Genomic DNA, 20,398 nt, shown 5'->3' with positions numbered 1-20,398 from the left:
CTGAGGGGCACGCTCACGCTCTGGAAACGATTGCCTCGCATACTGTCGTCGGCCCTCATCGACCGGGGCGACCGTGACAGTTCGACGGAGTGCCGATGCGTCCTCTCCTTTCCGCCGCCCTTCTCGCTCTGTCGATTGCGGGGGTGCCCGGCACCGCCACGGCGGCCAGCGACCCCAAGCCGAAATGGGCGGAGGAGAACTTTGCCAGCGGCTATGATCCCGGGACGATCGTCATCAAGACCAGCGAGCGCAAGCTATACCTGATCACCGGGGCGACGACGGCTCTGCGCTACGAGATCGCCGTCGGGCGACCGAGCGAGCAGTGGTTCGGCGAGAGCTTCGTGACACGCAAGCGCTTCAATCCGACCTGGGTCCCGACGCCCTCGATGCGTGAAAAGAACCCGTCGCTGCCGGACTCGGTCGGTCCGGGACCATCCAATCCGCTCGGCGTCAGGGCGCTGAATCTGGGCTGGGGAACGTATCGCATCCATGGCACGAACGCGCCGCGCTCGATCGGCAGCGCGGCGTCGTCGGGATGCTTTCGCATGCGCAATGCGGACGTCGCCGATCTGTTCGAGCGGGTCCATGTCGGCGCGCAGGTGATCGTGTTGAAGTAGCGGGCAGGGACGCGGCAACTCCGCATCCCCCCAGCAGGGACAAACCCGTCGCGCGCTCAGTCGCGGCGGAGCAGGGCGCCGATGACGAGCAGCACCACGGCAGCGAGCGCGACCGAAGCAACGGGGTTGTCGCGCGCCGTCCGCTCGAGCTGACGGGCCTGCTTGCGCACTTCGCGGGCCATGTCAGGTCCACGATCCTGGACGTAGCCGTAAAGGTCGGACGCCCGGTCTTCGATATCCTCGAACGCCGCGCTGCCACGCCGGGACAGTGACTTCGTCAGCGATGCCAGTTCGGCCCGCAGGCTGGTGATCTGGTCTTCCAGTTCGGCTTGTGTCGTCTTCATGCGATATCTCCGGGGATCGGCCAGACGTGGCGATGTCAGACATGTGGTGTCGGCGATCCCCCAGGCCAAGGGCGCACGGCATCTTGCGGCCGTTCCTGTGTCGGCGCATGAAACGGCGACGCCCGCCGAAGTCCTCCAAACTTCGGCCATGCTTGTCAGGTCTGGACGGACGATACCGAGAAGGAGAGGCCATGACGTCGATCACCCGCTGGGCGGCCCTGGCACTGTTCGCGAGCCTCTATCCGACCGCTGAGGTGCAGGCGCATCCGCATGTCTACGCCGATGCGCGGATGGAGGTCGTCGGCGACGCGGCCGGCAAATTCGTTTCCGTGCGCAACATCTGGCGGATGGACGAGCTCTTCTCCTCCAGCGTCGTGGTGGACTTCGACAAGAACGCCAACGGCATTCTGGATGACAACGAACTGCAGGAAATCGGCGATACCGTGCGGGAGTCGATCGCCGAATGGAGCTTCTACACCTTCGTCGCCATCGGCGATAAGACCGTGAAGATGCTGCCGCCGGAGAGCATCAGGGCGCTGAACCAGGATGGGCAGTTGCTGCTGTTCTTCGAGATGAAGGCGGGCGAGCCTATCGACTTCAAGGCGCAGAAGGTGACGCTGTCGAATTTCGACGAGACCTTCTTCGTCGCCTTCACCTTCGAGGACGATGCCAGCTTCCAGCTGGTCGACATGCCGGCGACCTGCCGCAAGGAGATCGTGGTGCCCGACGAGGACGAGGCGGCGCAGCAGTGGATGGCCTCGATCGCCGGGCTCGGCGCCGACGAGACCGTGCCGGCCGACGGCGTCGACTATGCCAAGGTTCTGGCGACGCGGCTGGAAATCACATGCAGCTGACACACCCGCCGCTCGGCCGTCTGGCAGTGCTGGCGCTTCTGGCGGGCCTCGTGCTGATGGCGGCCGTCGATCCCGGCCTGGCAAAGTCCTCGCTCGGCATCGGCACGGCCGAGACCGTGTCGCAGCCGAGCGGGCTCTTCTCCGGCCTGTTCATCGAGATCAACGCCTATCAGCGGGAGTTCTTTGCCGCGCTGCGGGCGGCGCTGGTGGGGATGAAGAACGGCTCGGGCGGCGTGTTCTTCCTCATCGGACTCTCCTTCGCCTACGGCGTCTTTCACGCCGCGGGGCCCGGCCATGGCAAGGCGGTCATCTCGTCCTACGTGCTGGCCAACGAGGTGCAGTTGCGCCGCGGGATCGCTTTGTCCTTCGTGTCGGCGCTGCTGCAGGCGGTGACCGCGCTGGTCGTCGTGGGCGCCGGATGGTTCGTCCTGCGCGGGACTGGCGTGTCGATGACCGACGCCACCAACGGGCTCGAAATCGCCTCCTTCGTCCTCATCATCGCCTTCGGCTGCTGGCTGCTGCTGCGCAAGATCCTGCGGCTGGTCGAGCGGTCCCGGCGTCCCGCCCTGCCGTCGCCGAACCCGGTCGCGTCGTCATTCGGGATGGGGACGTCTGCCACCGGCCTTGCCTTTGCCGGGGGAGTGCCGGCGGCGGCGAGGCCTGGCCCCACGCGCCTGCGCGGCGCCGAGATGCCGGTGGTGGCGCCCGGCGGACCGATCATGCGCCCGGCGTCGGGCGGATTTTCCAGCGAGGTCTGTGTGGACGACGCCGAGGACTGCGACTGCGGCCGCGCCCACATGCCCGATCCCCGCGCGCTCGGCGCGACGCGGCTCTCGCTCGGCTCGGCGGCCTCGGCGGTGTTCGCCGTGGGTCTCAGGCCCTGCACCGGGGCGATCGTGGTCCTGACCTTCGCCCTTCTGAACGGGCTCTATCTCGGCGGCGTGCTCTCCGTCCTCGCGATGGCGCTCGGGACGGCGATCACCGTCTCGGCCATTGCGGCGCTCGCTGTCTTCGCCAAGGACGTCGCCCTGCGCTTCGGTGCGGCGGGGGGGCGCCGCGCCGCCGTGCTCGATAGCGTCGAAGTGATCGGCGCCCTTCTCGTCATCGCCCTCGGCGTCGCGCTGCTCGGCGGGGCGCTGGCCTGATCAGCGGGCCGTGGCGCGGCTCTTTCGAAAAGCCCGGCAGGCTTCGCCGAAGGCACTGAAGATGGCGGCGGAATCGGCGTCGCTTTCGGCCCAGTATTCCGGATGCCACTGCACGCCGAGGGCGAAGCCGCGGGCCGCGTCGACCGACACCGCCTCGATCGTCCCGTCCGGTGCCGTCGCCTCGACCGTCAGTCCCTCCGCCAGACGATCGATCGCCTGGCGGTGCAGCGAGTTGACCTGGAATTCGCTCTTGCCGAGGATCCGGTTCAACTTGCTGCCGCTCTCGGCCGTGACCTTCTGACGGATGGCGTAGCGAACGCCCTGTTCGGGATCATCGGCGGCGCGGTGGTCCATCCGGCCTTCGATGTCCTGGATCTCCGTCGCCAGCGAGCCGCCGAGCGCGACGTTCAATTCCTGCAGGCCGCGGCAGATCGCGAGCAGCGGCACGTCGCGCTCGATCGCACCCTTGATCATCGCCTCCGTCAGCGCGTCGCGATCCGGATCGTAGGGCTCGTGCGCGGCGCTGGGCTCGGTGCCATAGCGGCTGGGGTGGACGTTGGTGACCGATCCGGTGACGAGCACGCCGTCGACCCGCGACAGGATCTCGCCGATGTCGATCTCCGCCGCGAGGGCCGGCACGATCACCGGAATGGCGCCGGCGACGCGGATGACCGCCTTCAGATAGGTCTCGGGCGCGGCGTGCCAGCGGTGATTGCCGATGGTGCGGATGTCGGCGGGGACGGCGACGAGGATCGAGTGCGCAGGCATGCGGGAGAACTTTCGCGAAAACGGCGGGATTTCTGCGACCATCACGGAAATGGGCGCGAGGTCAATGTGTCATCGCAGGCATGGCCCAAATGCAAGCCCGTGCCGCACCGACATCGGTCACATCCTCAGCCTGCAGAAAGATATCGGTACGCCGTGCTTTCCAGTTTCACGAAATCTTCGGGTCCCACACAGGGAGCCGAACTGTTCAGTCAACTGGCCTTTCGCGGAACGACGCCGCTGGAGGCGCATTCCCCGCACCCCTTCCGAAAGGCGCTCCGTCATGATTCCCGTTCTCTCCGTCGGCTCCCTGAAGACCTCCGGCACCACCACGCTCGCGCTGACGCTCGCCAGCGTCGCCGCGGCTGCCGACATCCCTGTCGTGCTGATCGACGCGGCGCGCGACAAGGATCTCGTCGCCTGGGCCGGCAAGGGCCAGCACAACACCCGCATCACCGTGGAGGCCGCCGAGGACGAAGCTGCGATGGAGCGTCTGGTGCGTGCTGCCCGCCGCCGCGGCGATCTCGCCATCATCGACGCCGGCGACACCGCCGAAACGATCCGCGCCGCCGCCCGCCTGTCGGACCGCACGCTCATCCCGGTCCGCTTCTCGCCGCTCTCGGCCTATGCCGCGATCGCCACCGAGTGCCTCCTGTCCTCGGAAGCCGGCAAGGGTCGCCGTGGCCGCGACTGGGCCTTCATCGCCAGCGCCATCACGGCGATCCCGAGCCGGATCGCCCGCGTCGTCGAGACCGTCATCCAGCAGAGCCCGGCAACGAAGATCAACTGTGGCATGGTCCTGCGCGCCGCCTACGAGGCGCCCTTCCTGCACGGCGGCACGCTCTTCAGCCTTGCCGACGAGATCGCGCCGGGCCTCGACCGCGCCCGTGCCGAGGCCGCGACCATCGCCTATGAGTGCGGCATTCTCGGCAATGTCGCATCGCGTGCACCGGCCGAAGCCACGCAGGATTTCGCCCGCGCCGCCTGATCGAGGCGCCGGATTTCCGGCGGACGACAGGGCAGGGCCAACGGTCTGGAAAGGCCCCGATCCGCAGACCGGATCGGGGCCTTTCGCTTGTCGCCCGAGGTCAAGGCACTCTATATCGTCGCGATGAGCCGCCCGCCCCCGCCCGCCCCTCCGCAACGTCGTCCCCGGCCCGTCACGCCGGAATGGCTGTTCCGCGCCGCCGCGCACTATCTCGGCCGCTACGCCAGCACGGCGGAAAACCTGCGGCGGGTGCTCGAGCGCAAGGTGGCGCGGCGTGTCGCCGAGGCGGAGGAGGGCGGTGCGCCCAGTTCCGCAGACTGCCGGGCGATGATCGATGCGACGCTCGCCCGTTTCCACGATCTGAAACTCCTCGATGACCGCGCTTTCGCCGCGGCGAAGCTGTCGAGCCTCCGGCGCGGGGGCGCGTCGCTTCGCAAGATCGAGGCGAAGCTTTCCGAAAAGGGCGTCGACCGCGACACGATCGCGGTGACGCTGCAGGGCGACGAGAGCACCGATCACGAGGCGGCCTTCGCCTACGCCCGGCGACGTCGCCTTGGCCCGCATCGCCTGCGCGACCGGGCGGAGCGGCGGGAGCGCGACATGGCGGCAATGATGCGCGCGGGCTTTGGCTATGGCGATGCCCGCGCCGCCATCGATGCTGACGGTGCTGCCGATTCTCCCGACGAGGTTTGAGGGCAGGGTGCGGCATCCTGCCCGTCTGCCGGAACGATCGGCCATGGGCTGCATTTTCCTTATCTATCCGAAACATAGCACGGTACACGCGGCGCCTCAGGCGGCGCAGCGACTTGCTTTTGAAGGAACATGCCATGACCGATATTCGCAAAGCCAAGATCGCCATCCTCGCCACGGACGGCTTCGAGCAGGCCGAACTCACCCAGCCGCTGAAGATGCTGCGCGAAGCGGGTGCCGAGGTGCACGTCGTCTCGCTGAAGGCCGGCTCGATCAAGGGCTGGGACAAGGACAATTGGGGCGAGAGCGTTCCGGTCGACCGCGAGCTCTCGGCCGTGAAGGCGGCGGATTACGACGCGCTCGTTCTGCCGGGTGGGCAGATCAACCCGGACGTGCTGCGCGCCGATGAAAAGGCCGTCGCCTTCATCCGCGACTTCTACAATACCGGGAAACCGCTGGCCGCGATCTGCCACGCACCCTGGCTGCTGATCGAGGCCGATCTCGTCCGCGGAAAGGACGTCACCTCCTACGGCTCGATCAAGACGGACCTGAAGAATGCCGGCGCGAACTGGATGGACAAGGAAGTGGTCGTCGACCAGGCGATGATCACTTCGCGCAATCCCGGCGATATCCCGGCCTTCGTCGCCAAGATCATCGAGGAGGTCGAGGAAGGCCGTCACGAGGATCGCCGCCAGGTCGCCTGATACGACCGCTTTCATGCCGGAGATAACAGAAGGCCGGGTCCGAAAGGGTCCGGCCTTCTGCTATCTCCGGCGGCATTGCCTGTTCGGGGAGATAGCGTGTATGTGCCAGAGCAGATTGTCTTGTCGGCGGGGAGCGACCATGCTTGCCGCTGGCCGGCATCAGCAACACGGCATCCAGCTTCGTCCCCCTGCCGGACGGAGGCGCGTTCGGGAGAATGACATGACTGAAGATCACGGCCATACCATCACCTACGCCGACAAGATGGACTACAGCGAGCACGAGCGCACCTATGAGCGGTTCCTGCTTCTGGTGAAGTTCGGCTCGATCTGGGTCTTTGCGGTCGTCGTCGGCATGGCGGTGGCGCTTGTCTCCTCTGCCGGTTTCCTGGCCGGCATTCTAGCCTTCCTGATCTTCGGCGCCGTGGTCAGCTATTTCATGAAGTGACCGCCCCGCCCGCGTGGGGAGGGGAGATATCGACCGGATTGGCCACAGAGGCCCGGTCGCGGGGGAGGAGATCCGTATGAAGGTTTTCGTGCCAAGGGAGCGGGACGAGGGCGAGCCGCGTGTCGCGGCGTCTCCCGACACCGTGAAGAAGCTGAAGAGTTTTGGTGTCGACGTCACGGTCGAGGCCGGGGCCGGCCTCAGATCGCGCATTCCCGACGAGGCCTTTGCTGCCGTCGGCGCCACGATCGGCAGTTCCGCCGACGCAGCAGGCGCGGATGTCGTGCTGAAGGTACGACGGCCCGAGCGCGAGGAACTGTCCGGCTATCGCCGTGGCGCCGCCGTCATTGCGATCATGGATCCCTACGGGCGTGACGACGATGTCGCGGCTATGGCCGATGCCGGCATTCTCGCCTTCGCCATGGAATTCATGCCGCGCATCACGCGCGCACAGGTGATGGACGTCCTGTCGAGCCAGGCCAATCTTGCCGGCTACCAGGCCGTCCTCGACGCTGCTTCCGAGTATGACCGGGCCTTTCCGATGATGATGACCGCCGCCGGCACCGTGCCGGCCGCGCGCGTCTTCGTCATGGGCGTCGGCGTCGCCGGCCTGCAGGCCATCGCCACCGCCCGCCGCCTCGGCGCCGTCGTCACGGCGACCGACGTGCGGCCCGCCACCAAGGAACAGGTCGAATCCCTCGGGGCGAAGTTCATTGCCGTGGAGGACGACGAGTTCAAGGCGGCCGAAACCTCGGGCGGATACGCCAAGGAGATGTCGGCGGGCTATCAGGCCAAGCAGGCCGAACTGGTGGCCGCCCATATCGCCAAGCAGGACATCGTCATCACCACGGCGCTGATCCCCGGGCGGCCGGCCCCGCGCCTCGTCACGCGGGCCATGATCGAGACGATGAAGCCCGGCTCCGTGCTGGTCGATCTTGCGGTCGAGCGCGGCGGCAATGTCGAGGGTGCCGAAGCCGGCAAGATCGTGGACGCCGGGCCGGCCCGGATCGTCGGTCACCTCAACGTCGCCGGCCGCATCGCCGCCACCGCCTCGCTGCTCTACGCCAAGAACGTCGCCTCGTTCCTCGAGACGATGATCGACAAGGAGGCGAAGGCGCTGAAGATCGATTTCGCCGACGACCTGGTCAAGGCGACGCTCCTGACGCGCGACGGCGCGGTGGTGCATCCGAACTTCGCCAAGGCCGCCCCCGCGCCGGCGGCGCCCACCATGGTCGCTGCCGACCCGGGAACGGCCGGTGACGCGCCTGCTGCACAGACGGGAGAGGCATGATGGAAAACGAGCTTGCGCGTGCGACCCTGCAACGCCTCAACGAGGCGGGCGCCGCCATCCGCGATGCGCGCATCGGCGTCGAGCAGATGATGACGTCGCCGGTCGCCGACCATGTCGCTTCGGCCAATCCCTTCGTCTTCCACCTCGCCATCTTCGTCCTGGCGATCTTCGTCGGCTACTACGTCGTCTGGTCGGTGACGCCGGCGCTGCACACGCCGCTGATGGCTGTCACCAACGCGATCTCCTCGGTGATCATCGTCGGGGCGATCCTTGCCGTTGGCATCTCGGCCTCCGGCATCGCGACGGGTTTTGGCTTCGTCGCCCTGGTGCTGGCAAGCGTCAACATCTTCGGCGGCTTCCTCGTCACGCAGCGCATGCTGGCGATGTACAAGAAAAAGGAGAAGTGAGGCGATGATGTCCGAGAACTTCGCCGCCTTCCTCTATCTGGTCTCCGGGGTGCTGTTCATCCTGGCACTGCGCGGCCTGTCGCACCCGACCTCAAGCCGCCAGGGCAACATCTTCGGCATGGTCGGCATGGGCATCGCCGTCGTGACGACGCTGCTCCTCGCCAACCCCTCCGCCGGTGCGCTGCTCCTCATCCTCGTCGGCATCGCCGCCGGCGGCGGGATCGGCGCCGTCGTGGCAAAGCGCATTCCGATGACGGCCATGCCGCAGCTCGTCGCCGGATTCCACAGCCTGGTCGGCCTTGCCGCGGTCTGTGTCGCCGCTGCCGCGCTCTATGCGCCCGAGGCCATCAACATCGGCACCGTCGGCAACATCCATACCCAGGCGCTCGTCGAAATGGCGATCGGCGTCGCCATCGGCGCGATCACCTTCACCGGCTCGATCATCGCCTTCCTGAAGCTCGACGGACGCATGGGCGGCAAGCCGATCATGTTGCCCTCGCGCCACCTGATCAACATCGCGCTGGCCGCCGGCCTCGTCCTTTGCCTCATCATCTTCGCGGTGACGGAGAGCCACATCGCCTTCTGGCTGGTGGTGCTGTTTTCCCTGGCGCTGGGCGTTCTTCTGATCGTGCCGATCGGCGGCGCCGACATGCCGGTCGTCGTCTCGATGCTGAACTCGTATTCGGGCTGGGCGGCGGCCGGCATCGGCTTCACGCTGCAGAACCTTGCGCTGATCATCACCGGCGCGCTCGTCGGCTCCTCCGGTGCGATCCTGTCCTACATCATGTGCAAGGGCATGAACCGCTCCTTCATCTCGGTCATCCTCGGCGGCTTTGGCGGCGAGAGCGGTCCCTCGGCTTCGGCCGGCGGCGAGGAGCGTCCGGTCAAGCAGGGATCGGCCGACGACGCCGCCTATCTCATGATGAACGCCTCCAAGGTGATCATCGTGCCGGGCTACGGCATGGCGGTCGCGCAGGCGCAGCACGCGCTGCGTGAGATGGCCGACACGCTGAAGAACCATGGCGTCGAGGTGAAATACGCCATCCACCCCGTCGCCGGCCGCATGCCTGGGCATATGAACGTGCTTCTGGCCGAGGCGAACGTTCCCTATGATGAGGTCTTCGAGCTCGAGGACATCAACTCGGAGTTCGCCCAGACCGACGTCGTCTTCGTCATCGGCGCCAACGACGTCACGAATCCCGCGGCGCGGGACGACAAGACCTCGCCGATCTACGGCATGCCGATCCTCAACGTCGATCAGGCCCAGACCTGCCTCTTCGTCAAGCGCTCCATGGCATCGGGCTATGCCGGCATCGACAACACCTTGTTCTACAAGGACAACACGATGATGCTGTTCGCCGACGCCAAGAAGATGGTCGAGAACATCGTGAAGGCGATGGCCCACTGATCCTGGCCCAGCCGGACAAACGAAAAGGCCCGCATGCAACCAGCATGCGGGCCTTTTTTATGATCGCCACCGACTGTGCGGCGGGGACCAGCGACAGGCGATCCCCGGCGGCGTCTGCCGGAAGACAGGCTTTGCCGTCGGCAGAACGCCGATTGCGTCGGCGATCAGTTCGCCGGAACGACCACTGTGCCCTCGGGAAGGACGACCGAACCCTCGGGCACAACGACAGAGCCCTCGGGAACGACCACGGCACCCGTGGGGGCGGCGACGGCGCCGGCCGGTACGGCCGAGACCAGCGTGAATTTGGTGACGCCGAGGGCGGCATTCACGCCTTCCTGAGCCTGGACACTGAGCGGCTGCAGGCTGAAGCCGCCGTTCGGGCCACCGGTCAGAAGCTTCACGCCGCCGCCGGCTGCAAAGGAAGCGTCCGCGCTCGCGCCGACATAGGTGCCGGCCAGCTGCGAGGGCTGATAGCCGTCTGTATCGGCGAGCACATTCCAGGACATGATGGTCTCACCGGTGACGCCGATGTCGAGGCCGACATTGTCCAGCGTGCCCGAATAGACTTCCACGGGCTGCGCCGCATTGGCCGGCGCGAAATCGCAGATCACGTTCTCCGAAGAGCCGATGATGTATCCGACCGAGCCTTCGCTCTTGCAGGTGAGGATGCCAAGCGCGGTTTCGGCATGGGCTGCCATCGGTGCGGCGAGCAGCGAGGCGAAGGCAGCGGTGGCGAGGAGGATTTTCATGGAGGTCGGTTCCTGTTGCAGTGTCTCTTCGCGTCAGGAAGGCGTTGGAGACGGCAAGGTTCCGATCGTCACGCGTGATACACGCGGCCGGTACTGCGAAAAGGCGGGCGGCCGGATAAAGCCGCCCGCCCTTCCAGTCATTGCAGCCTAAGCGCGTGTGCGGCCCATGCCGTCCTTGGCCGGCTGGTAGGCGGGGTCGAGCTGGGCAGCGCGGGCGTAGGACTTGAAGGCGCGCGCCTTTTCGTTGCGGCGCTCGTAGATGATCGCCTGGTTTGTCCAGTATTCCGCGTTCTTGTCGTCCAGCTTCAATGCCGTGTTGAAGTCGGTGAAGGCGTTTTCCTCGTCGCCGAGGGCGAGATAGGAGACGCCGCGGCCGGAATAGGGCTCGGGCGCGTCCGCCTGTAGCGAGATCGCGGTCGAGAAATCCTCGATCGCCTGCTTGTGCTGCCCGTCGATCTGGTAGAGCAGCCCACGGTTGTGGTAGGCGCGCGGATCGGTGGTGTTGAGGTCGATCGCCTTCTGGAAGTCGCCCAGCGCCTCACGATTGCGGCCGGCCATGCGATAGATGTTGCCGCGGCCGATAAAGGCACTGTCGTAGCGCGGGTTGATCTGCAGCGCGGCGTTATAGTCGGCGACCGCCTTGGCGTTGTCGTTCATCTGGCGATAAACGAGGGCGCGGTTGGCATAGGCCTGGTAGAAATTCGGGTCGAGCTGCAGGGCGGTGGTGAAGTCCTGCACCGCTTCGCTGTTGCGCCCGGCGCGGCCGTAGGCCGTGCCGCGGACATTGTAGGCTTCCGGATCGCGCGGATTGGCGTTCACCGTCGCGGTCAGCGAGGAAATGTTTTCCGACGAGCCCGAGGCCTGGTCGAGACGAATGGCATTGGCGGCGGGCATGCCGGTCTGACAGGCGGAAAGGACAGCGACGAGGCTGAGGCCCGCGAGCGTCTGCACGACCACCCGGTCCCAGGAGGGGCGGAAACGGATCGCGCCGGAAGCGCCATTCAATTCAGGTCTCAAGCCATCAGTCCTTGTTCGTCGTGCCGTCTTGGTCGTGCTGTCCCGGCGGTGTCGTGCCCGACTTTATGCCATGCCGCGCGGCCGCTGTCGCTGCACATGGCACAGCCACTCGTCAACGTCCCGCCCATCACGCCGTTCCGCCATCGATGCCAGGCTATCGTTGGAATCCGGCGCAGGGCTGGAGCGGAGGCACGGCAGCGAGGGATGAACGTTCACCGGGCATTGCCTTGCCGATATTGGTGTTTTGTCAGATGGAGACTTTTGGATCAACAGCTGTCGACGGCGTGGCCCGCTGTCAGACGGATCCGGGAATGTCGAGGTCGCGTGCAGCCTGTATGCGGCAAGGCGGCTCGACGGCTTCCTTGCCTGAATCGACGGGACGCTCCATGCCGAGACGGCCGCCGCCATGCGCGGCGCGGTCGATGATGTGCGGCAGGACATCGAGGCGGTCGCTGCTGCGGTCAGCAGAACCTTCGGTCGCATGCAGCTAATTCTCGCACATATTTACCTGGACCCCGGAACGAGCCGCCTTTGCGGGGGTTCAGCCGCTAGACACAGCCAACGCGCAACGCACGGCGGTGCGAGACTGGCGGCGGCGGTACAGCGGCGCCGGCCCCTTTGCCCAGGAGAATACCCCATGTCCGATACGATCATCGATCGATCCACCGTCCTTGCGACGCCGGTGGTCCAGCAGGGCCCGCTTCGCCGCATTTCCTGGGGCGCCATCTTTGCCGGGGCCATTTTGACGCTCGTCGTCCAGGTCATGCTGGGCCTTCTGGGCCTCGGCATCGGTATGGCGACGATCGATCCGGCCAGCAACGGCTCGCCGGACCTTTCCGCCATCGGTTCGGCCAGTGGACTCTGGACGCTCGGAACAGTCCTCATCGCAACCTTTTTCGGCGCCTGGGCCGCCGCGCGCCTTGCCGGTTCGCCTGAGAAGGCCGACGGCGTCCTGCACGGTCTCGTGACCTGGGCGACGTCGACCCTCGTCGCCGTCTACCTCCTGACATCGGGCGCCTCGGCCCTGATCGGTGGTACGTTCGGCGCCCTCGGCGGCTCGATCAGCGCCCTCACGAGTGCTGCCGGCAATCTCGGCCCGAATTCGCTTTCGGCGCTGCCGGACGGCATCGAAGGCCAGGCGCGTCAGCTTCTGCAGCGCCGCGAGCAGCAGGTCGACCAGGCCGCGAACGCGGCCGTCCAGCAAGGTCAGCAGGCCGCCGACACGGCACGCCAGACAACGGGCGAAGCCGATCTCGGCGAGGCAATTCCCGAAATCGTCGCCGGTCTTGGCGAAGGCGCGACCCCGGAGCAGCGCCAGGCTGCCATAACCGTCATCTCGCAGCAGGCCGGAATCTCGCCACAGGAAGCCGAGCAGCGTCTCAACGACTTCCAGGCGACCTACGACCGGGCCGTCGAAGAGGCCAAGGTGGCAGCCGATGCAGCCGCCGAGACGGTTTCGACCGCTTCCTTCGCCGGCTTCATCGCTCTCCTTCTCGGCCTGATCGTCGCCGCCATCGGCGGCATGGTCGGTCGCCCGCATTACCGGGCACGTGCCGTCGCCGTCTGATTGTGAACCCTTCGAACGACTGACGATGGCGGGGTGCTTCGGCGCCCCGCCATTTTTTTAAGGCCGCGTGCTTTGCCGGAGACATCGGGACAAAGCGTCACGACCCGTCGCAAAATGAGCATGATCTGAGGCTGAAAGGGCTAGCGTGCCCCGGCATGTGCGATACACCCCGGAGACTGCGGGACGTCGCCGCGTCGACACCAGATCTAAGGGATGCCCGAATGCGTCGTTTCTCAGCCTTTGCGCTGGCCCGGGAGGCCTTGCGGAACCATACGGGCTGGGGCGAGCAATGGGCTTCGCCCGAGCCGCGAAAGCACTATGACGTGATCATCGTCGGCGCCGGCGGGCACGGTCTCGCCACGGCCTACTACCTTGCCAAAGTGCACGGGATCACCGATGTCGCCGTCATCGAGAAGGGCTGGCTCGGCGGTGGCAATACCGGCCGCAACACCACGATCATCCGCTCCAACTATCTCTACGACGAGTCGGCGGCGCTCTATAACCACGCGCTGAACCTCTGGGAGGGACTCAGCCAGGAGCTGAACTACAACGTCATGTTCTCGCCGCGCGGCGTCCTGATGCTCGCCCACAACGTCCACGACGTGCAGGTCGCCAAACGCCACATTCATTCCAACCGGCTGAACGGCGTCGACAACGAGTGGCTTGACGCCGAAGAGGCGAAGGCTTTCTGCCCGCCGCTGAACATTTCGTCCGACGCACGCTACCCGATCGTCGGCGGCGCGCTGCAGCGGCGCGGCGGCACGGCGCGGCATGACGCGGTCGCCTGGGGCTATGCGCGCGCTGCCTCGGCGCTCGGCGTCCATATCATCCAGAACTGCGCCGTCACCGGCATCCGTCGCGGCGCCGACGGCTCGGTCAAGGGCGTCGAGACCGCGCGGGGCTTCATCGGATCGAAGAAGGTCGGCGTCGTCGCCGCCGGTTCGACCTCGACGGTCATGGAGATGGCGGGCGTGCGCATGCCGCTCGAGAGCTTTCCGCTTCAGGCGCTGGTGTCCGAGCCGATCAAGCCCTGCATGCCTTGCGTCGTGATGTCGAACACCGTCCACGCCTACGTCTCGCAGTCCGACAAGGGCGAACTCGTGATCGGCGCCGGCACCGACCAGTACCCGTCCTATTCCCAGGCCGGCAGCCTGCACATCCTCAACCACACGCTCGACGCCATCACCGACATGTTCCCGATCTTCCGGCGGCTGAAGATGCTGCGCACCTGGGGCGGCATCGTCGACGTCACGCCGGACCGCTCGCCGATCCTGTCGAAGACCCCGGTCAAGGGTCTCTACGTCAACTGCGGCTGGGGCACCGGCGGGTTCAAGGCGACGCCGGGCTCGGGCCATGTCTTCGCCCACACCATCGCCCGCGACGAGCCGCACAAGATCAATGCGGCCTTCAACCTCGACCGTTTCGTCACCGGCCGGTTCATCGACGAGGCGGCCGCCGCCGCCGTCGCGCACTAGAGGGGGCCGACATGCTGCTCATCCACTGCCCCTACTGCGCCGAGGAACGGCCAGAGACCGAATTTCGCCACGCCGGCGAAGCCCACCTGAAGCGTCCCGACGGCGCCGCGGGTCTCACCGACCAGGCGACGGCCGAACTTCTTTACTTCCGCTCCAACGGCCGCGGCGTGATCTTCGAGCGCTGGCGCCACATCCATGGCTGCGGCCGCTTCTTCAATGCGGCGCGCCATGCCGTCACGGACAAGTTCGTGATCACCTACAAGGCCGGTGAGCCGAAGCCGGATATCGACGACAACGGGCAACTCGCAGCCGCATCGCGCGACGCCCATGTCGACCCCGACCACATGGGGGATGCCGCGCACACGCAAGTCGCCCGCACGGAGGCCCAGCAGTGACGTCCCATCGCCTTCCCGGACAGGGCCGCCTCAAGGGCGCCCGTCGCCTCGGCTTCAGCTTCGACGGTCGCCGCTACGAGGGCCTCGAGGGCGACACGCTCGCCTCGGCGCTTCTCGCCAACGGCGTCCACCTCACCGGCCGCTCGTTCAAGTATCACCGCCCACGCGGCATTCTCGGCCACGGCTCGGAGGAGCCGAACGCGCTCGTCGACATTTCGCGTGACGCGGCCCGGCGTCAGCCGAACATCCGCGCCACCATGCAGCCGCTCTACCAGGGGTTGACGGCGGAGAGCCAGAACCGCTTTCCGACGCTCGACTTCGACGTCGGCGCGGTCAACGGCCTGTTCGCGCGGTTCCTTTCCGCAGGCTTCTACTACAAGACCTTCATGTGGCCGAAATCCTTCTGGCACAGGGTCTATGAGCCGAACATCCGCTCGGCTGCGGGCCTTGGCAAGGTGCCCGGCAAGCCCGATCCGGACCGCTATGCCAACCGCTTCGAGCATGTCGACGTCGTCGTCGTCGGCGGCGGACCGGCCGGCCTCTCGGCCGCGCTCGCCGCGGGCGAGAGCGGGGCGAGCGTCATCCTCTGCGACGAGGGCGACGCCTTCGGCGGCTGGCTGAAGGCCGAGAGCCAAGTGACGATCGACGGCGTCACGGCTGCCGACTTCGTCGCCGACGCGGTGGCCCGTTTGAAGGGCATGGCGAACGTCCGCGTGATGCCGCGGACGACGGCCTTCGGATACTACGTCCAGAACTTCATCGGCCTCGTCGAAGAACGCGCAGACCATCTCGCCGCCCCCGACCCCGCCGCGCCGCGCGAACGGCTTTGGCAGGTGAGGGCGAAGAAGGTCGTGCTCGCCATCGGCGCCATCGAGCGGCCGCTGGTGTTTCCGGACAACGATCGGCCGGGCATCATGCTCGCCAGCGCCGGCCGGACCTATCTGAACCATTACGGCGTCAAGGTCGGCAAGCGTGTCGCCGTCTTCACCTGCCACGACAGCGCCTACGCCGCCGCCTTCGACCTGAAGCGGGCGGGCGTCGAAGTACCGGCGATCGTCGACCTGCGCGAGGATCCAAACGGCGACCTGACGCGCGAGGCACGCGAACTCGGCATCGAGGTCCTGGCCGGCTACGACGTCGCCAAGGTGCGCGGCGTCAAGCGCATCCGCGGCATCACCGTCGTCGAGACCAAGTCGGGCCTCGATCGCCGCGGCTTCGACTGCGATGCGCTGCTGATGTCCGGCGGTTTCACGCCCTCGGTGCACCTCTTCTCCCAGTCGCGCGGCAAGCTCGCCTTCGCGCCGGAACTGCAGGCCTATATTCCCGGCGAATCGGCGCAGGACTGCGTCTCGGTCGGCGCCTGCGCCGGCGACTTCGATCTGGCCTCGGCCGTCTCCACGGGCCGCGCGGCAGGCCTGTCGGCGGCGTCCGGCGCCGACAATGATTCCGGCGGGATGGTCGTGTCCGGCGCAGTGCGTATCAGCGGTGCTGCTGGCACTGCTGGCGGCATGGCCGGGGCAGCGCCCTCGGCGGGTCCGGGTCGTTTCGTGAAGGCTTTCGTGGACTTCCAGAACGACGTCACCGCCAAGGACATCCGCCTCGCCGCCCGTGAGGGCTTTCGCTCGGTCGAGCACATCAAGCGCTTCACCACCAACGGCATGGCCACGGATCAGGGCAAGACGTCGAACATCAACGGCATCGGCGTCGCCGGCGAGGCGCTCGGGCGGACCATGCCGCAGGTCGGCCTGACGACGTTCCGCGCGCCGTTCACGCCCGTGACCTTCGGCACCATCGCCGGCACCTCGCGCGGCGAGCTCTTCGATCCCGTCCGCAAGACGCCGATCCACGACAGCGCCGAGGCCGAGGGCGCCGCGTATGAGGATGTCGGCAACTGGAAGCGCGCCTGGTATTTTCCGCAAGGCGCCTCGATGCACGATGCGGTCAAGCGCGAGTGCCGCGCGGTGCGTGACGCCGCCGGTATGTTCGACGCCTCGACGCTCGGCAAGATAGAGGTCTGCGGCCCGGATGCGGCCGAATTCCTCGACCTGATCTACGCGACGCCGATCGCCAGTCTCGCCGTCGGCAAGTGCCGCTATGCGATCATGCTGAGCGAGGCCGGCTACGTCATGGACGACGGCATCGTCGCCCGCATCGGTGAGAGCCGCTACCACATCACGACGACGACCGGCGGCGCGCCGCGCGTCTTGAACCACATGGAGGACTATCTCCAGACCGAGTTCCCGCACCTCAACGTCTGGCTGACCTCGGTGACCGAGCAGTGGGCGACCATCGCCATCCAGGGCCCGAAAGCGCGCGAGATCGTGACGCCGCTCGTCGGCGGGATCGACATCTCGCCGGACGTCTTCAAGCACATGTCGGTGGCCGAGGGCACGTTCATGGGTGTTCCCACGCGCTTCTTCCGCGTCTCCTTTACCGGTGAGACGGGTTTCGAGATCAACGTGCCGTCGAACCGCGGCCGTGCCGTCTGGGACGCTCTGCGCGAGATCGGCCGTCCTCATGGCCTTGCGCCCTACGGCACCGAGGCGATGCACGTGCTCAGGGCCGAGAAGGGCTATATCATCGTCGGCCAGGAGACGGACGGCACCGTCACCGCCGCCGACGCCGCGCTCGGCTGGGCTGTGTCGAAGAAGAAGGCCGATTTCGTCGGCAAGCGCGGCATGACGCGGCCGGACCTCATGGCCCCCGGTCGCAAGCAACTGGTCGGGCTCCTGACCCGCAACCCGCTGACCGTGCTGGAAGAGGGTGCGCAGATCGTCGCTGATCCGAACCAGCCCGTCCCGATGACGATGATCGGGCACGTCACGTCGAGCTACTGGTCGGAAACGCTCGGCCGCTCGATCGCGCTGGCACTGGTGCGCGACGGCGCTGCCCTGACGGGCCAGACGCTGCACGTGCCGATGCCGGACGAGACCATCGCCGTCGAGGTCACCAAGCCGATATTCTTCGATCCGGAAGGGGAGCGGCTCAATGGCTGATCCGATCACGACGGCCTCGGCCGGCACCATGCCGCGGACGCTCGAGGCGCTCGCCGGCCATTACGCCGCCGGCCCCGGCGTCTCGCTGGTGCCCCTCGCGGCCCGCGCGCATGTGAGCCTTCGGGCGCATCCCGATGCGGTTTCGGCCGTGGGCGGGGCGCTGGGCCTCAGTCTGCCCGGAAAACCGAAGACGAGTGTCGTCGCCGAGGGCGTGTCGGCGCTCTGGCTCGGCCCGGAAGACTGGCTGCTGGTCGGCGGGACGCCGGCGTCGCAGATGATCGCGGCCATCGAGGGCTCGGGAACAGTGCTCCATTCGGCCGTCGACGTCACCGACCGCTATGTCGGCATCCGTATCGAGGGCCCGGCCGCCGAGGCCGTGCTGTCGTCGAGCTGTCCGCAGGACCTGCGCCTCCAGAGCTTTCCCGTCGGCGCCGTCAGCCGCAGCGTGTTCGCCAAGGCCGACATGGTGATCTGGCGGCGCGGCGAGAGCGAGTTCGAGCTCTTCTGCGTTCGCTCCTTTGCCGACTATGTCTGGGGCCTTTTGACCGAGGCGGCGCAGTTTCCGGCTGTGTGAAAAGTCGAAGGGGCGGAGGCGACGTATCGCGGATAAGGCGGGATGGCTTTTCTTCGAACCGCCGTCCCGCTTTCCAGCGAAGCCGGCACCTGTCAATTCCCATGAGATCGCCTTTGCGAGATCCTCTGAAGACGCGCGCACCCAATGAGGGGCAAAGCTTGGCTCCTTCGTCGCGTCACAGCCGCGGATTGACGGTCGGTAAGCCGTAATCTAAATATTACATATGCTTGAAATTCGCCAAACCCGCGTTTTCCGCGACTGGCTTGAGGCATTGCGGGACAGGCGAGCCCAGGAGCGCATCGCTCAGCGACTCGTCCGATTGCAGGTCGGTCTTTTCGGTGATGCAAAATTCTTCGATGGCATTGGAGAACTGCGCATCGACCATGGACCGGGATATCGCGTCTACTTCGCCAGACGCGGACCTATCCTCGTCGTCCTGCTCTGCGGCGGCGACAAGAGCACGCAGGCCCAGGATATCCGAACGGCCCGGGCTTTGGCGGACGAACTGGAGATTTGAATGATGCCCATCGACACTCTTCCCTTCGACGCCTCAAACTATCTCGGAGACTCGTCGGCGCAGGTTTCACTGCTGGAGGATGCTTTCCAATCCGGGGAGACCGCGTACATTGCTGCAGCGCTGGGTGTCATCGCCCGGGCGCGGGGCATGACGCAGGTGGCCAGAGAGGCCGGCATTACGCGGGAGGCGCTTTACAAGGCGCTGAGTGCCGAAGGCGACCCCAAATTGTCGACCCTGCTCGGAGTGGTGCGCTCACTGGGTCTGCAACTGCGCGCTGAGGCGGTGTCCGTTTCCTGACGGCGGTATTCAGCACATCGGCGGTTCCTTTCGTCTGGAACTCGTCGACACCGTTTGGCTCCTGCCTCAAATCGCCAGGATATGATTGTCCCACAGCACCTTCTGCGAGGGCTGGCGATCCGTGCCGCCGGGGAGGGCGATGACGTCGCCGCGGCCGCTGGTGGCGAGGAGCCCCTCGGGCATGGGCGCGAGGCCGCAGCCGTCGGCGAGCGTGTAGCTGGCGGCGGCCTTCCCGGTCGCGGCGTCGAGCGTCAGGATGGTGTTGCCCTTGGGCGAGGCGAAGGCGACGAGGCTGCCGTCGCCATTGGTCGCGACCGAGCCGACATAGTTCGACAGAGCGGCGAGCCGTTCCGGCGCGAGCGTCACTAGCGAGAGCGCTTCGCCCGGCCGGACGAAACCGGCCAGCGGCGGCAGGTCGCTCGGATTGCCTTCGTACTGGCAACCGAACCAGACGCGGTGACCGGCGTCGATGGCCAGATGCCGGATCGACAGCTGGTGGAGGTCTTGGGTCAGGACGTGCTTCTCGATCAGGTCGCCCGAACGCCGGTCGATGAACACCAAAGAGGGCTCCATCGTCGCGATGTTCAGCTTTTGGCGTCCGTAGTCGGGATAGGTCTCGATGCCGCCATTGGCGACGACGATGGTCTCGCCGTCCGGCATCAGCAGCGCCTCGTGCGGGTCCATGCCATGGGTGGCGAACTCGCCGACGCGCCTGAAGTCCGCCGTCGCATCGTAGACGCCGATGAGGCCGGCGGCGGTGTCGATCTCGTTTTCGGTGGCGTAGAGAAGCTTGCCGTCCGGCGAGAAGAAGCCGTGGCCGAAGAAGTGGCGGCCTTCGACGGAGGCGATGGTCCGCAGCGTGGTGCCGCTCCGGGGATCGAAGACGACCGCGAAGGTCCGGGGGCGCCGGGCGAAGGCCACGGCCCGACGGGTGGCGACGTCGAAGGTGACGTCGTGCCCGCGGTCGGGGAGATCGATCATCGACAGGATCTCGCCGCGTTCGGAGAAGATCGCGCAGCCGAAACTGCCGTCGGCCTTCTGGCAGGCGGCGCCGAAGACGGCGGCGGTCCGGTCGAAGGCCTCGGCCGCGGCGGGGGCAAGGCCCGAAAGGAAGGCGGCACCCGCGCTGGCCAGAAAGTGGCGGCGGTCGATCATC

Annotated in this window: 22 protein-coding genes; 17 read left to right on the top strand and 5 right to left on the bottom strand. The window is 66.8% G+C overall.

The window, feature by feature from the left end; genetic code table 11:
- Positions 1 to 95 precede the first annotated feature (95 nt).
- Entirely contained in the window at positions 96 to 617 is a 522-nt protein-coding gene (locus Sa4125_RS17925; protein WP_224000088.1) for a L,D-transpeptidase, read from the top strand.
- Between the two features lie 56 nt (positions 618 to 673).
- On the opposite strand, the gene Sa4125_RS17920 is transcribed toward Sa4125_RS17925, so the two are convergent.
- The gene (locus tag Sa4125_RS17920) at positions 674 to 961 is read right to left on the bottom strand and encodes a hypothetical protein (protein ID WP_224000086.1); all 288 of its coding nucleotides are present in this window, start codon (positions 959 to 961) and stop codon (positions 674 to 676) included.
- A 191-nt stretch (positions 962 to 1,152) separates the two neighbouring features.
- Here Sa4125_RS17920 and Sa4125_RS17915 point away from each other — a divergent pair, with 191 nt between their 5' ends.
- Positions 1,153 to 1,815 (top strand): DUF1007 family protein, encoded by a 663-nt coding sequence (locus Sa4125_RS17915; RefSeq protein ID WP_224000084.1) that lies wholly within the window; start codon positions 1,153 to 1,155, stop codon positions 1,813 to 1,815.
- Positions 1,806 to 2,960 (top strand): nickel/cobalt transporter, encoded by a 1,155-nt coding sequence (locus tag Sa4125_RS17910; RefSeq protein WP_224000077.1) that lies wholly within the window; start codon positions 1,806 to 1,808, stop codon positions 2,958 to 2,960. Before Sa4125_RS17915 ends, Sa4125_RS17910 begins: the two co-directional genes overlap by 10 nt.
- Here Sa4125_RS17910 and Sa4125_RS17905 read toward each other — a convergent pair whose 3' ends face one another.
- Positions 2,961 to 3,728: a gamma-glutamyl-gamma-aminobutyrate hydrolase family protein gene (locus tag Sa4125_RS17905; RefSeq protein ID WP_224000075.1), complete on the bottom strand. Its 768-nt coding sequence runs from the start codon at positions 3,726 to 3,728 to the stop codon at positions 2,961 to 2,963.
- Between the two features lie 280 nt (positions 3,729 to 4,008).
- Between Sa4125_RS17905 and Sa4125_RS17900 the strand changes: the two genes are divergently transcribed.
- From Sa4125_RS17900 to Sa4125_RS17870, 7 genes are all read left to right on the top strand, one after another.
- The gene (locus Sa4125_RS17900; protein WP_224000073.1) at positions 4,009 to 4,713 is read left to right on the top strand and encodes a chromosome partitioning protein ParA; all 705 of its coding nucleotides are present in this window, start codon (positions 4,009 to 4,011) and stop codon (positions 4,711 to 4,713) included.
- A 123-nt stretch (positions 4,714 to 4,836) separates the two neighbouring features.
- Positions 4,837 to 5,406 carry a RecX family transcriptional regulator gene (locus Sa4125_RS17895; protein WP_224000071.1) on the top strand — a complete coding sequence of 190 codons (570 nt, stop codon included), beginning with the start codon at positions 4,837 to 4,839 and terminating at the stop codon, positions 5,404 to 5,406.
- A 134-nt stretch (positions 5,407 to 5,540) separates the two neighbouring features.
- A complete protein-coding gene (locus tag Sa4125_RS17890; protein ID WP_224000069.1) occupies positions 5,541 to 6,107 on the top strand; it encodes a type 1 glutamine amidotransferase domain-containing protein in 567 nt (188 codons plus the stop codon).
- 220 nt (positions 6,108 to 6,327) lie between these two features.
- Positions 6,328 to 6,552, top strand: coding sequence for an aa3-type cytochrome c oxidase subunit IV (locus Sa4125_RS17885; protein ID WP_224000067.1), 225 nt, complete (start codon positions 6,328 to 6,330; stop codon positions 6,550 to 6,552).
- 70 nt (positions 6,553 to 6,622) lie between these two features.
- Positions 6,623 to 7,840 (top strand): Re/Si-specific NAD(P)(+) transhydrogenase subunit alpha, encoded by a 1,218-nt coding sequence (locus tag Sa4125_RS17880; RefSeq protein ID WP_224007945.1) that lies wholly within the window; start codon positions 6,623 to 6,625, stop codon positions 7,838 to 7,840.
- A complete protein-coding gene (locus Sa4125_RS17875; RefSeq protein WP_224000065.1) occupies positions 7,840 to 8,247 on the top strand; it encodes a proton-translocating transhydrogenase family protein in 408 nt (135 codons plus the stop codon). The genes Sa4125_RS17880 and Sa4125_RS17875 overlap by 1 nt, the downstream gene beginning before the upstream one ends.
- A gap of 7 nt (positions 8,248 to 8,254) precedes the next feature.
- The gene (locus Sa4125_RS17870) at positions 8,255 to 9,655 is read left to right on the top strand and encodes an NAD(P)(+) transhydrogenase (Re/Si-specific) subunit beta (protein ID WP_224007942.1); all 1,401 of its coding nucleotides are present in this window, start codon (positions 8,255 to 8,257) and stop codon (positions 9,653 to 9,655) included.
- A gap of 164 nt (positions 9,656 to 9,819) precedes the next feature.
- Here Sa4125_RS17870 and Sa4125_RS17865 read toward each other — a convergent pair whose 3' ends face one another.
- Together Sa4125_RS17865 and Sa4125_RS17860 are read right to left on the bottom strand one after the other, a co-directional pair.
- A complete protein-coding gene (locus tag Sa4125_RS17865; RefSeq protein WP_224000063.1) occupies positions 9,820 to 10,404 on the bottom strand; it encodes a DUF992 domain-containing protein in 585 nt (194 codons plus the stop codon).
- Positions 10,405 to 10,551: 147 nt separating this feature from the next.
- The gene (locus Sa4125_RS17860) at positions 10,552 to 11,298 is read right to left on the bottom strand and encodes a tetratricopeptide repeat protein (RefSeq protein WP_224007939.1); all 747 of its coding nucleotides are present in this window, start codon (positions 11,296 to 11,298) and stop codon (positions 10,552 to 10,554) included.
- 760 nt (positions 11,299 to 12,058) lie between these two features.
- Here Sa4125_RS17860 and Sa4125_RS17855 point away from each other — a divergent pair.
- The 7 genes from Sa4125_RS17855 (at position 12,059) to Sa4125_RS17825 (ending at position 19,242) form a co-directional block, all read left to right on the top strand.
- Entirely contained in the window at positions 12,059 to 12,988 is a 930-nt protein-coding gene (locus tag Sa4125_RS17855; RefSeq protein ID WP_224000061.1) for a hypothetical protein, read from the top strand.
- Between the two features lie 221 nt (positions 12,989 to 13,209).
- A complete protein-coding gene (locus tag Sa4125_RS17850) occupies positions 13,210 to 14,463 on the top strand; it encodes a sarcosine oxidase subunit beta family protein (RefSeq protein ID WP_224000059.1) in 1,254 nt (417 codons plus the stop codon).
- An 11-nt stretch (positions 14,464 to 14,474) separates the two neighbouring features.
- On the top strand, positions 14,475 to 14,858 hold the full coding sequence (locus Sa4125_RS17845; RefSeq protein WP_224000057.1) for a sarcosine oxidase subunit delta: 384 nt from the start codon (positions 14,475 to 14,477) through the stop codon (positions 14,856 to 14,858).
- On the top strand, positions 14,855 to 17,854 hold the full coding sequence (locus Sa4125_RS17840; RefSeq protein WP_224000055.1) for a sarcosine oxidase subunit alpha family protein: 3,000 nt from the start codon (positions 14,855 to 14,857) through the stop codon (positions 17,852 to 17,854). The genes Sa4125_RS17845 and Sa4125_RS17840 overlap by 4 nt, the downstream gene beginning before the upstream one ends.
- Positions 17,847 to 18,428, top strand: coding sequence for a sarcosine oxidase subunit gamma family protein (locus Sa4125_RS17835; protein WP_224000053.1), 582 nt, complete (start codon positions 17,847 to 17,849; stop codon positions 18,426 to 18,428). Before Sa4125_RS17840 ends, Sa4125_RS17835 begins: the two co-directional genes overlap by 8 nt.
- A gap of 223 nt (positions 18,429 to 18,651) precedes the next feature.
- Positions 18,652 to 18,945 carry a type II toxin-antitoxin system RelE/ParE family toxin gene (locus Sa4125_RS17830; protein WP_224000047.1) on the top strand — a complete coding sequence of 98 codons (294 nt, stop codon included), beginning with the start codon at positions 18,652 to 18,654 and terminating at the stop codon, positions 18,943 to 18,945.
- Positions 18,946 to 19,242 (top strand): addiction module antidote protein, encoded by a 297-nt coding sequence (locus tag Sa4125_RS17825; protein ID WP_345944294.1) that lies wholly within the window; start codon positions 18,946 to 18,948, stop codon positions 19,240 to 19,242. It begins immediately after the preceding gene.
- A gap of 66 nt (positions 19,243 to 19,308) precedes the next feature.
- On the opposite strand, the gene Sa4125_RS17820 is transcribed toward Sa4125_RS17825, so the two are convergent.
- Complete coding sequence (locus Sa4125_RS17820; protein ID WP_224000044.1) at positions 19,309 to 20,397, bottom strand: DUF1513 domain-containing protein; 1,089 nt, start codon at positions 20,395 to 20,397, stop codon at positions 19,309 to 19,311.
- Position 20,398 lies beyond the last annotated feature (1 nt).

The sequence above is a fragment of the Aureimonas sp. SA4125 genome (genome assembly GCF_019973775.1).
GTDB lineage: Bacteria > Pseudomonadota > Alphaproteobacteria > Rhizobiales > Rhizobiaceae > Plantimonas.
This window is presented reverse-complemented; position numbering and strand designations above follow the sequence as displayed.

Bases quoted from the DNA above. Each gene is read 5' to 3' on its own strand.
- Sa4125_RS17925 (WP_224000088.1), top strand. From the start codon at position 96: ATGCGTCCTCTCCTTTCCGCCGCCCTTCTCGCTCTGTCGATTGCGGGG.
- Sa4125_RS17920 (WP_224000086.1), bottom strand. From the start codon at position 961: ATGAAGACGACACAAGCCGAACTGGAAGACCAGATCACCAGCCTGCGG.
- Sa4125_RS17915 (WP_224000084.1), top strand. From the start codon at position 1,153: ATGACGTCGATCACCCGCTGGGCGGCCCTGGCACTGTTCGCGAGCCTC.
- Sa4125_RS17910 (WP_224000077.1), top strand. From the start codon at position 1,806: ATGCAGCTGACACACCCGCCGCTCGGCCGTCTGGCAGTGCTGGCGCTT.
- Sa4125_RS17905 (WP_224000075.1), bottom strand. From the start codon at position 3,728: ATGCCTGCGCACTCGATCCTCGTCGCCGTCCCCGCCGACATCCGCACC.
- Sa4125_RS17900 (WP_224000073.1), top strand. From the start codon at position 4,009: ATGATTCCCGTTCTCTCCGTCGGCTCCCTGAAGACCTCCGGCACCACC.
- Sa4125_RS17895 (WP_224000071.1), top strand. From the start codon at position 4,837: ATGAGCCGCCCGCCCCCGCCCGCCCCTCCGCAACGTCGTCCCCGGCCC.
- Sa4125_RS17890 (WP_224000069.1), top strand. From the start codon at position 5,541: ATGACCGATATTCGCAAAGCCAAGATCGCCATCCTCGCCACGGACGGC.
- Sa4125_RS17885 (WP_224000067.1), top strand. From the start codon at position 6,328: ATGACTGAAGATCACGGCCATACCATCACCTACGCCGACAAGATGGAC.
- Sa4125_RS17875 (WP_224000065.1), top strand. From the start codon at position 7,840: ATGGAAAACGAGCTTGCGCGTGCGACCCTGCAACGCCTCAACGAGGCG.
- Sa4125_RS17870 (WP_224007942.1), top strand. From the start codon at position 8,255: ATGTCCGAGAACTTCGCCGCCTTCCTCTATCTGGTCTCCGGGGTGCTG.
- Sa4125_RS17865 (WP_224000063.1), bottom strand. From the start codon at position 10,404: ATGAAAATCCTCCTCGCCACCGCTGCCTTCGCCTCGCTGCTCGCCGCA.
- Sa4125_RS17860 (WP_224007939.1), bottom strand. From the start codon at position 11,298: ATGCCCGCCGCCAATGCCATTCGTCTCGACCAGGCCTCGGGCTCGTCG.
- Sa4125_RS17855 (WP_224000061.1), top strand. From the start codon at position 12,059: ATGTCCGATACGATCATCGATCGATCCACCGTCCTTGCGACGCCGGTG.
- Sa4125_RS17850 (WP_224000059.1), top strand. From the start codon at position 13,210: ATGCGTCGTTTCTCAGCCTTTGCGCTGGCCCGGGAGGCCTTGCGGAAC.
- Sa4125_RS17845 (WP_224000057.1), top strand. From the start codon at position 14,475: ATGCTGCTCATCCACTGCCCCTACTGCGCCGAGGAACGGCCAGAGACC.
- Sa4125_RS17835 (WP_224000053.1), top strand. From the start codon at position 17,847: ATGGCTGATCCGATCACGACGGCCTCGGCCGGCACCATGCCGCGGACG.
- Sa4125_RS17830 (WP_224000047.1), top strand. From the start codon at position 18,652: ATGCTTGAAATTCGCCAAACCCGCGTTTTCCGCGACTGGCTTGAGGCA.
- Sa4125_RS17825 (WP_345944294.1), top strand. From the start codon at position 18,946: ATGATGCCCATCGACACTCTTCCCTTCGACGCCTCAAACTATCTCGGA.
- Sa4125_RS17820 (WP_224000044.1), bottom strand. From the start codon at position 20,397: ATGATCGACCGCCGCCACTTTCTGGCCAGCGCGGGTGCCGCCTTCCTT.